The sequence below is a fragment of the Flavobacterium suncheonense GH29-5 = DSM 17707 genome (assembly GCF_000430025.1).
In the GTDB taxonomy this organism is placed as follows: Bacteria; Bacteroidota; Bacteroidia; order Flavobacteriales; family Flavobacteriaceae; genus Flavobacterium; species Flavobacterium suncheonense.
Genome location: NZ_AUCZ01000007.1, coordinates 1 through 11,859 on the forward strand (window position 1 = coordinate 1; position 11,859 = coordinate 11,859).

10 protein-coding genes are annotated in these 11,859 nt (G+C 41.6%); 4 read left to right on the plus strand and 6 right to left on the minus strand.

What is annotated here, in order from left to right; genetic code table 11:
• Both G498_RS0103960 and G498_RS0103965 read right to left on the minus strand, forming a co-directional pair.
• Window positions 1-963, minus strand: a 963-nt coding sequence (locus G498_RS0103960) for an IS256 family transposase (RefSeq protein ID WP_026979965.1), incomplete at its 3' end; no start/stop codon positions are given.
• A 107-nt stretch (window positions 964-1,070) separates the two neighbouring features.
• Window positions 1,071-3,245 carry a carboxy terminal-processing peptidase gene (locus G498_RS0103965; protein ID WP_026979966.1) on the minus strand — a complete coding sequence of 725 codons (2,175 nt, stop codon included), beginning with the start codon at window positions 3,243-3,245 and terminating at the stop codon, window positions 1,071-1,073.
• Window positions 3,246-3,411: 166 nt separating this feature from the next.
• On the opposite strand from G498_RS0103965, the gene surE reads away from it, so the two are divergent.
• From surE to G498_RS0103985, 4 genes are all read left to right on the plus strand, one after another.
• Window positions 3,412-4,176 (plus strand): 5'/3'-nucleotidase SurE, encoded by a 765-nt coding sequence (surE, locus tag G498_RS0103970; protein ID WP_026979967.1) that lies wholly within the window; start codon window positions 3,412-3,414, stop codon window positions 4,174-4,176.
• A gap of 19 nt (window positions 4,177-4,195) precedes the next feature.
• Window positions 4,196-4,468 (plus strand): hypothetical protein, encoded by a 273-nt coding sequence (locus G498_RS0103975; protein WP_026979968.1) that lies wholly within the window; start codon window positions 4,196-4,198, stop codon window positions 4,466-4,468.
• A 1-nt stretch (window position 4,469) separates the two neighbouring features.
• Window positions 4,470-5,582 (plus strand): lipid-A-disaccharide synthase, encoded by a 1,113-nt coding sequence (gene lpxB / locus G498_RS0103980; protein ID WP_026979969.1) that lies wholly within the window; start codon window positions 4,470-4,472, stop codon window positions 5,580-5,582.
• A gap of 134 nt (window positions 5,583-5,716) precedes the next feature.
• Window positions 5,717-7,651 carry a ComEC/Rec2 family competence protein gene (locus G498_RS0103985; RefSeq protein ID WP_211227762.1) on the plus strand — a complete coding sequence of 645 codons (1,935 nt, stop codon included), beginning with the start codon at window positions 5,717-5,719 and terminating at the stop codon, window positions 7,649-7,651.
• On the opposite strand, the gene G498_RS0103990 is transcribed toward G498_RS0103985, so the two are convergent.
• The 4 genes from G498_RS0103990 to G498_RS0104005 are packed head-to-tail and all read right to left on the minus strand — an operon-like array spanning window position 7,644 to window position 11,825.
• Window positions 7,644-8,123: a thioredoxin family protein gene (locus tag G498_RS0103990; protein ID WP_026979971.1), complete on the minus strand. Its 480-nt coding sequence runs from the start codon at window positions 8,121-8,123 to the stop codon at window positions 7,644-7,646. The two genes, G498_RS0103985 and G498_RS0103990, sit on opposite strands and share 8 nt — an antisense overlap.
• A 1-nt stretch (window position 8,124) precedes the next feature.
• The gene (locus G498_RS0103995) at window positions 8,125-8,604 is read right to left on the minus strand and encodes a thioredoxin family protein (protein WP_026979972.1); all 480 of its coding nucleotides are present in this window, start codon (window positions 8,602-8,604) and stop codon (window positions 8,125-8,127) included.
• Window positions 8,605-8,659: 55 nt separating this feature from the next.
• Window positions 8,660-10,165 carry a peptide MFS transporter gene (locus tag G498_RS0104000; RefSeq protein ID WP_035743976.1) on the minus strand — a complete coding sequence of 502 codons (1,506 nt, stop codon included), beginning with the start codon at window positions 10,163-10,165 and terminating at the stop codon, window positions 8,660-8,662.
• Window position 10,166: 1 nt separating this feature from the next.
• Entirely contained in the window at window positions 10,167-11,825 is a 1,659-nt protein-coding gene (locus G498_RS0104005; RefSeq protein ID WP_026979974.1) for a peptide MFS transporter, read from the minus strand.
• Window positions 11,826-11,859: the final 34 nt, after the last annotated feature.

Here is an 11,859-nt window from a genome sequence, read left to right on the forward strand (position 1 = left end):
GTCAAAGAAAACAGTAAGTTCCTCCCAGTTTTCCTGCCATGATTTGACGGCATAAGGGTATTTATGATTCCATTTATTGGTAAAATCCTCTAATGCACCCCGAGCAGCTTGTTTTGTTGGAGCATCATAAATTTGCTTCATGTCTTTAGAAAATTCCTTTTTGTCTTTCCAAACCACATAACGAGCCGAGTTTCTAATTTGATGCACCACACAGATTTGTGTTTGAGATTCGGAGAATACGTTTTTAATGGTTTGAGTGAATCCGTTTAAATTGTCGGTAGCTGTAATGAGGATATCTTCAACGCCACGAGCTTTCAAATCAGTCAATACACCTAACCAAAAACTGGCACTCTCGTTTTTACCTAACCACATTCCCAAAACTTCCTTTTTACCATCTCTGTTCAGGCCTACAGCTAAATAGATAGTCTTATTAATAACCTTGGAACTTTCCCGAACTTTAAACACAATCCCATCCATCCAAACAATTAAGTAAACGGGATCTAATGGGCGGTTTTGCCAAGCAATAATATCATTAGCTACTGATTCGGTAATACGAGATATAGTAGAAGTCGATACATCAAAATTATACACTTCTCTGATTTGTTCTTCAATATCGCTTACACTCATTCCTTTGGCGTAAAGCGATATTATAACATTTTCCAATCCATCAGCCATACTCTGGCGTTTTGGGATAATCATCGGATTGAAAGTGGCTTCGCGGTCTCTGGGAACCTGAATTTCCGACTCTCCAAAGGAGGTTTTTATTTTTTTATTAGAAAAACCATTGCGAGAGTTGGAAGAAGTAGATTTCTCGTGTTTATCATACCCTAAATGAGCGTCCAATTCGCCTTCAAGGATTTTTTCTAAACCACGCTTTTGCAATTGTGCTAAAAAATCGTTCAAATCTTCACCCGTTTTGAACTGCTTTAAAAATTCGTCTGATAATAAATAGTCTTTTTTCATAAACTGTGTAATAATTAAAATTAAACAAAAAAATAATGGGGTTTTAAAACCCCATTATTTTTATACTTACACAGTTAGTGAGATACTACCTTTTTTTATTTTTCAGCTTATTGCTTCACTTCGGCAATTTTCTTTTTGTCTTTTAAATTGATGTTGCCTTTGCTGATAACTGCATTGGTTTTCATATCCGACAACACATTCAAAGCTTCCTCCACATAAATATCTTTGGACAGACTTTCGTGCCATCTCTCGCGTTTTTGTGCCAGAACGGTATCGTTTTTAAACAATTCCTGCTCGTAAGGCAAAGAGGTAAACTGTAAGTTGTTTTTATATTCAGAAATTCCTTTGAATTTTTTAGCCGCCGCTTCAACAGCATCTTCTTCGGCTTTGAACTTGTTGAAATTCAGGCTGTATACGTTTACATCTTTTCTTTCGTTAATCCATTTTGCATTTTCATCGATTAAACGGAAAGTCGGATTGGCCGCCATTCGCTCTTTACTTTTGGCAATCACATCGTTAAAATTTGCTGTTTTAGACACTTTATAACCGGCTTCATCGATTTTGTCCCAAGGCATTGCGTTTTCAATATCGCGCTCTCCCATATCGATATACGAATAACGATCCGGCATTACGATGTCGCTCAAAACGCCTTCGCGCTGGGTAGAACCTCCGTTAATACGGTAGAATTTCTGCGTGGTGGTTTTTAAGGCGCCTAAATCGCCATACGAATTGCTTCGCACAAACTGGTTCAAATCGATAAGGTTCTGAACGGTTCCTTTTCCGTAGCTGTGTTTGCTTCCGATCACGATACCGCGCTTGTAATCCTGAATAGCGGCTGCAAAAATTTCAGAAGCCGAAGCGGAGAAATTGTTTACCATCACTACCAGCGGACCATCCCATTGCACACGTGAATCTTTGTCGTACAACACTTCTTTTCGCTTGCCGGCCGATTTGATCTGTACCACCGGACCGTCTTCAATGAACAATCCGACCATGTCTACCACGGTTTGCAGCGAACCACCGCCGTTATCGCGTAAATCCATCACGATGCCTTCCACGCCGGCTGCTTTCAGACGTTCGATTTCTTTGGCTACGTCTTTAAATGCATCGCGGTTGTCTTTATTTTCAAAGTTGATGTAGAATTTCGGCAGATAAATAACTCCAAAAGTCTTATCGCCCTGCTTCACCACACTTGATTTCGCATAGGTTTCTTCCAGCTCCACCACTTCGCGGACAATGGAAATCACTTTAATGGTACCGTCTACTTTTTTAACGGTCAAACGCACTTCCGTACCTTTTTTCCCTTTGATTTTTTTCACCACATCGTCCAGACGCATGCCTACCACATCAACCGGTTCGGCATTGCCCTGGGCTACTTTCAGGATTAAATCGCCCTGTTCCAGCTCTTTGCCTCTCCAGGCCGGTCCGCCCGGAATCAATTCGGAAATTTCGGTGATGTCGTTTTTCTTCTGCAGACGGGCGCCGATACCTTCTAAGGTTCCGCTCATGCTGATGTCGAACTTGTCTTTTTCTTCGGGAGCAAAATAAAAGGTATGCGGATCAAAACGCTCTACGATGGCGTTGATGTAGATTGAGAACCAGTCGTTACGGTCTAAATCTCCCACAAAATCGAAATACTCATCCAAGGATTTTAAGGTTGTTTCACGGGAATTTTTCTCCAATTCTGCCAACGTTTTCATCTGATAGTTGGCATCTTTTTCCTTTTTATCTTCTTCCAGTTTTAATTTATCCGTTACCGAAGACAATACCGAAAGTTTCAGTTGTTTTTCCCAACGGTTTTTAAGTTCCGAACGGTTTTTGGAAAACGGCATTTTTTCGTAATCCGTATTGATGGTTTCCTCTTTGCTGAAATCGAACGGTTTGTCCAAAATGTCTTTGTACAGTTTTCGGGACTCTCCGATACGTTCGATCAGACGGGTATAAGTCAATTCAAAGAATCGCAAATCTTTGTTTTTAATCATATCGTCAATTTCCAGTTCGTATTTTCTGAACTCGTCGATATCCGACTGTACAAAATAACGTTTAGAAGGATCCAACGCATTCAAATACTCTTTGAAAACATTTTTGGAAAATGCATCATCCATCGCAATGGGGTCGTAATGCCCTTTTTCCAATACAAAAGTTAAAAGTTCCAGCAAAAGACGGTCTTTTTCCGGATCTTCCTTTTTGTGAGGCATAAAACTCCACAGTATTGCCGATAAAGCGGTTATCAGCAATACAACCTTATAATTTCTCTTCATAAACTGCCAAAAAGTTTTCATTAGTATTTTTCACTAAATTACATAAAAAAGCAAGCGCCTTCCTTAATGTTCCACTAATATTTTGTTAAAGATTCCTTTAAATTCCTAAATCGGTAAATCACAAAAATTGTACCAGCTTCATTTGGAAAATGCTTACTTTAGCGAAAGTAAACAATAAAGCGCAATCATGAACAAAAAACCACTGATTTTAGTAACCAACGATGACAGTATAGCAGCCCCGGGAATCCGAACACTGATTGCCATTATGAAGGAAATCGGAGAGGTTATCGTGGTCGCTCCGGACAGTCCGCAGTCGGCTATGGGACATGCCATTACCATCAACAGCACGCTGCATCTGGAAAAGGTTAGAATCGATCCGGATCTGGAAAATGAATACAGCTGTTCCGGTACTCCGGTGGATTGCGTTAAAATTGCGGTACACGAAATTCTGAAACGAAAACCCGATTTGTGCGTCTCCGGCATCAACCACGGTTCGAATTCTTCGATTAATGTGATTTATTCCGGCACGATGTCTGCCGCCGTGGAAGCCGGTATTGAAGGTATTCCCGCCATCGGTTTCTCCCTTTTGGATTTCAGTTGGAATGCCGATTTTGAACCTTCCCGGCCGTACATCAAAAAAATCGCGACGGAAGTTTTGGAAAAAGGCCTTCCCGAAGGTGTTGTGCTGAATGTGAACCTGCCCAAAACCGAAATTAAAGGCGTAAAAGTCTGTCGTCAGGCGAAAGCGGTTTGGGAAGAGCGTTTCGACAAGCGCACCAATCCGCAGGGGAAAGAATATTACTGGCTTACCGGAGAATTTGTAAATTTGGACAAAGGCGAAGATACCGACGAATGGGCTTTAAAGAACGGGTACATTTCGATAGTTCCGGTCCAGTTTGATTTAACGGCACACCACGCCATCCAGCAACTGAACACCTGGGATTTAACATAAAACGATTAAAAATACAGCAATGGACAAAAAAGAATTGTTTATCGGTTTCCTTATCGGATTGGCTGCGGCTGCTTTAGGCTGTTTTCTCTTTTTATTTTTCTTTACCGAAACCCGTTCCCTATCCGATGTAAAGATGATTCGCGCAAATGGCTACATGGGAAAACTCATTACCCTGGGCGCCATTTTCAACCTGATTGCCTTCTTCCTTTTACTGAAGTTCAACAAAGAATTCATGGCCAGAGGCGTGATTCTTGCCACGATTGTCTTAGCCATTCTAACCGTAATTTTATAAGATGAAGTACTACATCATAGCGGGTGAAGCATCGGGTGATCTGCACGGTTCGAACCTGATGAAACAACTTTTCAGGCATGATCCTCAGGCGGACATCCGTTTTTGGGGCGGTGATCTAATGCAGCAGGCTGGCGGCACCTTGGTAAAACATTACCGCAATTTAGCCTTCATGGGTTTTGCGGAAGTGGTCATGAATCTGAAGACCATCCTGAACAATATCAAATTCTGCAAAGCCGATATTTTAAAATTTCAGCCGGATGTGCTGATTTATATTGATTATCCGGGTTTTAACATGCGTATTGCCGAATGGGCCAAAAAACAAGGCATTAAAAACCATTATTATATTTCCCCACAGATTTGGGCGTGGAAGGAAAACCGCATCAGAGCCATCAAGCGCGATGTGGATAAAATGTATGTGATTCTGCCTTTTGAAAAGGATTTTTACGAGAAGAAACACGGTTTTCCGGTAGAATTTGTCGGGCATCCGCTTATCGACGCCATCCATCAGCGGCCCAAAACCGATGCGGCAGAATTTAAAAATGAAAACGGTTTAGACGAACGACCAATCATCGCCTTGCTGCCGGGCAGCCGCAAACAGGAAATCGCCAAAATGCTGACCGAAATGTTGGCCGTCATGAAGGATTTCCCCGAGTATCAGTTTGTGATTGCCGGAGCGCCCAGTCAGGAGTTTTCGTTTTACGAACAGTTTCTTACGGATGATCAGGTGCATTTTATCTCCAACAAAACCTATGATTTGTTAAGTGTTGCGCATGCCGCTTTAGTGACTTCCGGAACCGCCACTCTGGAAACGGCTTTGTTTAAAATTCCGGAAGTGGTGCTGTACAAAGGCAACTGGATTTCGTATCAAATCGCCAAACGAATCATTACTTTAAAATACATTTCCTTAGTCAATTTAATCATGGACAAGGAAGTGGTAACCGAACTGATTCAAAACGACTGCAATCCGAAACGCATTAAGGAAGAACTGCATAAAATTTTAAATGCCGAAAACAGAAACCGTCTTCTGGCCGAGTATGACCATCTGGAAAATAAACTGGGCGGCGAAGGAGCCAGTGAAAAGACAGCTCAGCTAATTATTGGCACGCTTAAATAATTTGTAAGTTTTTTCTTTTAATTTAAAATTTTTTCTACTTTTACCTTATGAAAGTAGCGAAATTTCCTATAATTATAATTGTTATATGTTTTGCTTTTGGCATTGTTCTGAATCAGTATTTACAGGCTACTCCTTTGAATACCCTATTGTGTAGCGGTTTTTGCTTCTTGCTGGTAGCCCTTACCTATTATTTTGCACAAAAGGATTTTTTACAGAAAAACTATTTTGGAGCAAGTGTTCTTTTGACCACACTGGCCATTGGAGCACTCACTTACGCGCTGCATTCCGACCGAAATTACGATAAACACTATACTCATTTTGTAAAAGACAGGAACGTCCTTATTGTCGGCACAATTTCGGAACGCTTAAAACCAAATGCGTATGCTGAAAAATATTATCTGAAAATCCGTTCGCTTGACCATCGGGATGTTTTCGGCAAAATATTGCTTACCGTACCCAAAAAAGAATTTCCAAAGCAACTCAAAGCAGGCCAACAGCTTTATATTCATCAGGAATTAAAGCCCGTTCCCAACCTGCGCAATCCGTATCAGTTTGACTATGAGGGCTATCTGGAAAAACAGCAGGTGTACCATCAATTGTACTTAAAACCTCAATCGTTCCGCATCGCTTCACAGCATTACAATTTCGATTATTATGTGGAGCGGTATCAGGACAAACTGCTGAACAGCTTCAACATTCACGGCTTTCCGGACGCCACGCATAACATCATCAAAGCCTTGCTTTTAGGGCAGCGGCAGGACATGGATTCCGAAATCAACCAGCAGTATACTGATGCCGGTGTGATCCATATTCTGGCGATTTCCGGTTTGCATATTGCCATCCTTTACGCCATGCTGCTCCTCTTTTTACGGCCGTTAATCCACCTGAAAAAAGGCAAACTCATTCAGCTTTTGGCAGTATTGGGTTTCCTCTGGAGTTTTGCGGTTCTTTCCGGATTATCGGCTTCTGTGGTACGCTCGGTGGTAATGTTCAGTTTTATGAGCCTAGCTCAGTATTGGAACAAATCGGCCAATATGTACAACGCGATGGCGGTTTCCATGCTGTCGATTCTGCTTCTCAGACCCAATTTTCTTTTTGATGTGGGTTTTCAGTTGAGTTATGCGGCGGTTTTTGCCATTGTCTGGCTGCAGCCTTTGTTCAGAAACTATCGTTTTAAAAACAACCCCGTCCTCAATTATTGCATCGATCTGGTGTTGATTTCCCTGATTGCGCAAGTTGGTGTTTTACCCATCAGTCTGTACTATTTTCACCAGTTTCCGAGTTTATTTCTGCTGGCGAATCTGGTGGTTATTCCGCTTTCGAGTTTCATACTGGTGTACGGAATTTTCATTTTAGTGCTGAATTTCGTCTGGCCGTCTTTGGCAATCCTTCTGGGAAAACTGCTGGCATTCTCCATTGCGCTGATGAATGACTACATCGCCTGGATTGCTTCCTTTGACGGTTTTACCCTGAAAGAAATTCCTTTTTCCTTTCCCTTGCTCCTGAGTATGTATTTGTTGATTGTCACTGCAGTGCTATATGGCTGTCAGCGGAATTACAGGCGCCTGTGCAGTATTTTGATTTCGGCCTTTCTCTTTCAGATTACCTTGCTGTTTTCCGTTACCGAACACCGTGATACCGAGGAGTTCATTATCTTCAACAACAAACGGTCTACCCTGTTTCTGCATAAAACCTCAAAAGAAATTATTGCCTACACCAATGACAGTTTGCAACAAGACAATCCAAATCTGAAAGCTTACCAACGCGGCAATTTCAACCGGCAACTGAAAATTCTACCGTTTCAGAATGTGGCTTATTACAAACAAAATGCTATTTTGATCGTGGACAGTCTCGGTATTTACAATCTCGAAGAAAAACCGGAAATCGTCGTGTTGACGCAATCTCCGAAACTAAATCTGGAACGGCTGATTGCTGTAGCGCATCCCAAGCAAATCGTGGCGGACGGTTCCAATTACAAAAGCTGCGTAACCCGATGGAAAGCTACTTGTGAGAAAGCAAAAATCCCTTTCCACGCGACGGCCGAAAAGGGATTTTATAAGATTAATTGATTTTTTTCAGTTCTTCCAGCATTTGCGGAGCGGTTCGGTATCCGATTAACGGTGGTTTTACTTCTCCTGTTTTGTCCAAAATATAAACGGACGGATAACCATGTACCTGCAAAAACACAGTAAATTCATGTATTGAATTTCGGCCGCTACGGTTCGGATCGAAGTTCGGGTTGGTGTATTTTTTTCCTTTGTGGTTGACTTCGGAATTTCCTTCACCGTTAAATTTTACCGGGTAGTAATTTTCCGTGATGTATTTTACAAACTCCGGATCGTGGAAAGTGTTTTTGTCTAACAATTTACAAGGACCGCACCAATCCGTATACACATCCATGAAAATAGGTTTTGCTTTTTTGGGATGTTTCTTTTGCAGCGTAAGAGCCTCGTCAAGGGTCATCCATTTAATTTCTGCCTCCTGTGCCTGAACCGCCCAACTCCCTAAAACTAAAAAGAAGGCGAAAAGTATTTTTTTCATGTTATCCTTTTTTAAAATTAGCTAATATCTGATTGGCGCCTGTAAGCCATGCTTCCGGTCCGCCCGCCACATAGCCTGTACTTCCCAGCTGTGACAAATTGATTTTACCATCATCTTTTTTCTCTGCGGTCACAAACCAAATGGTCGGATAGCCTCTTACCTGCAGGGCATTTTGCAAACCGTAATTTTGTTGCTGCATGCTGGGTTCCAACTGTTTTTTACGCGGAAAATCCAATTCCACCAAAATGACCTTGTCTTTAGCCCAGGCCGCAAATTCCGATTTGTGGAATACTTCCTTCTGCAACCTTATACACCAGCCGCACCAGTCGCTTCCGGTGAAAAACAGCATCAGAGGCTTTTTCTCCTTAAGGGAAAGCTGCATAGCTTTTTCAAAGTTGGTATGCCAGGTTAGCTCATTTTCCTGCGCCTGAACCGCGTGGAATCCAACCAAAAGAAAGAATAGTATAAGTGTTTTTTTCATCGCGTCACTGCTTAAATCTTTTACTAAATAACAAAAATAATGCCGAATAAAAATCTTATTTAACGTCCTGCATCAGTTTTTTAACCAAAGGTGAAATCGCAATAAGCAGCACACCGGCGATTAAAGCGTAAATTGCCAGTTGTTCGTACCCGTCGGCATACACGTTTAATTTTTCAAGATTGCTGGCATTGGTAGAGGCTTCTGCGATATTTGCGCCTAACAATCCGGCAAAATACTGACCGTAGGCACTCGCCAGAAACCACATCCCCATAATTACAGCCTGTGTTTTCTGTGGTGACAGTTTGGTCATGGCACTCATCCCGATTGGCGATAGACACAATTCCCCGAACGTAATGATAAACCATCCGAAGGTGAACAAATCCAGTGAGGTTTTTCCATCGGGTCCGGCAAAAAATTTGGTGTAATAGAAAATCCAGAATCCTCCGGCTAAAAACAAGAAGCCTAAGCCAAATTTCACTACAGTATTGGGCTCTATCTTTTTCTTGGCCATCCAAAGCCATACAATTCCCACTAACGCTGCAAAGGCAATTACAAACAATGAATTGGCCGAGTTATTAACGCCGTTAGGATCAAGCTTTATCCCTAAAACCGTATCGTGCAGATTGTTCGCCGCAAACAGACTTAAAGACCCTCCACTCTGTTCAAAGAAAGCCCAAAAGAAAATGGAAAAAATTATAAAAATTAAGGCCGCTAAAAGCTTCAGGTTCTCTGCTCTTGAAAAGTTCTTCATTTCATAAAACAAATACAGCACGGAAGCCGGACCGATAACCATCATGAAATAGTCGGTATACTTTGTGTTGGCCACCATGAGAATGATGATTGGTATTATGGCCAGTGATCCGATATAGGTAGCAATTTCAAAAAATTTACGTTTGGAATCTTCCAGATGACGCAGTGGTGACAGACCAATTTCTCCGAGACTTTTTTGGGTTTGGGTAAACGTCAGCAAACTGATAATCATTACGATGGAGGCAAATCCGAAAGCAAAATTCCAGCGCAAATGCTCCGGAACCAAAGACGCCCACAAACTTCCTTTGGCCACAGCAATGCAAATATACCCTCCGATAAGCGCTCCCAGATTAACTCCTGCATAAAAAAGAGAAAATCCGGCATCTCTTCGCACATCCCCGTCTTTATAAAGCTGTCCTACCATGGAAGAAATATTCGGTTTAAAAAAACCTGTTCCCACGATGGTAAACGAAATCCCCAAAAAGAAAAAGTTCTTCGGATCTACAGCTAAAATGACACTTCCGATAATCATCAGCAAACCGCCCCAAAACAAGGAACGGCGCAAACCTAAAATTTTATCGGCAAACAAGCCTCCTATAAAGGTAAAGGCATACACCCAGGCCTGAGTAGCACCATATTGTAAATTGGCGGTGGTTTCTCCCATGGACAACTGGCTTACCATGAATACCACCAACATCCCTCGCATGCCGTAGAAACTGAAGCGTTCCCACATTTCACTAAAAAATAAATACCAAAGCTGTTTTGGATATTTTCCTTTAAAATCCTGAATCTGTTCTATTGATGTGGCCATATTAATTAATTCCTTTTTCTCTCATTACTTTATTCAACTGCTTTAATAAGGCAAACATTAACAATGTTGCAAACATCAATAAAGCGAAATTCACCCAGAAGAAATCTGCTTTGTCTTCGTACTGATCCCACATACTGGCCAACACTCCCGACAATTTGTTTCCAATAGAAGTCGACAAAAACCAACCACCCATCATTAAGGACGTAATGTTGGCAGGGCTTAGTTTTGAAACTACCGACAATCCCATCGGACTTAAAAACAATTCTCCGATAGTAATCACTCCATAATTGGCAACCAACCACCACACCGAAACTTTTTCCGTTCCGTTGGCTCCCATTTTTACGGCAGCAACCATTACCAATACCGATAAAGCCGAAATCAACAAACCGAATGCGATTTTTGTCGGGGTGGTAGGTTCTTTTTTCCGGTTCCGTAAAAACGTAAAGAACGCCACCACTAAAGGCGTTAAGATAATTACCCATCCCGGGTTTATGGACTGACTTAAATTGGTTGCCCAAAGCGATACTTTAGCCCCTTCAGCCGGTTTCAGTTCTTGTTTTACATTACGGAAATATAACGGATAATTTACTTCTTTCTTCACGATTCCGTTTTCTTTCTGCAATCGGAAATTGGCATCGTACAATTCAACGGAGTCTTTTTTGAATTCGACTTCTTTCGCTAATTTCAGACTGCTGAACAGCGATTTGGAAGTTCCGGTCATTTCGCGATCGGTATAGCGGTCTGCCCAGGTGGTTAACGCCGAACCGTTCAGTTTGAAAACGGCCCAGAATAAAATTACCACCGCAAAAATGGCCAACAAAGTTCCGATAGGTCTTTTATCGTCTTCCTTCGCTTTAAAATACAGACTGGCATAAAAAACAATTACCGGAATACAGGCGAAAATAAACGCATCGGTACTGTCGGAACCAAAAATATAACTGTCGGGATTGGTATCGGAAGTAACGCCTTTCAGCAACCATCCGATTACACCAAAAACAGCTGAAGGCACCAAAATAAACATCACGATTTTCCAGAAAGGCATGTCGTTAGGCTGTACTCCTTTTTTCTCGGTTTTATTGCCATAATGCTTAGTTCCGAGTATGAAAATCATTACCCCGACAAACATCCCTACTCCGGCTGCCATGAAAGCGAACTTCCAGCCTAAAAGAATTTGCAGCGCCGCACCAAAGAAATTACAGATAAATGCTCCTACATTAATTCCCATGTAAAAGATGTTGTAGCCCTCGTCCTTCTTTTCCTTGTATTGCTCTTCGGTATAAAAATTCCCTAACAGCGTGGAAATATTCGGTTTAAAGAATCCGTTTCCGACAATTACGAGTGTCATGGCAACGTACAACATGGTCAGATTATGAATTCCCATCATAAAATAACCGGTTCCCATCATAATCCCTCCTATAATGATGGATTTTTTGTACCCCCAATACCGGTCGGCCACTAATCCGCCTATGAAGGGTGTCAGAAAAACTAAAGCGATGAACGTTCCGTACAAATCGGAAGCTTCTTTCTCGGTCATAGCAAAACCGGTTTCTACATCTTTTAAATAAAGTGTAAAAATTCCAATCATCAGGTAATAACCGAAACGTTCCCACATTTCAGATAAAAACAAGTAAGGCAATGCCTTAGGATGCGATTTCCACATATTTTTTTGTTAGGTATTAAAAAAGCCTGCAACA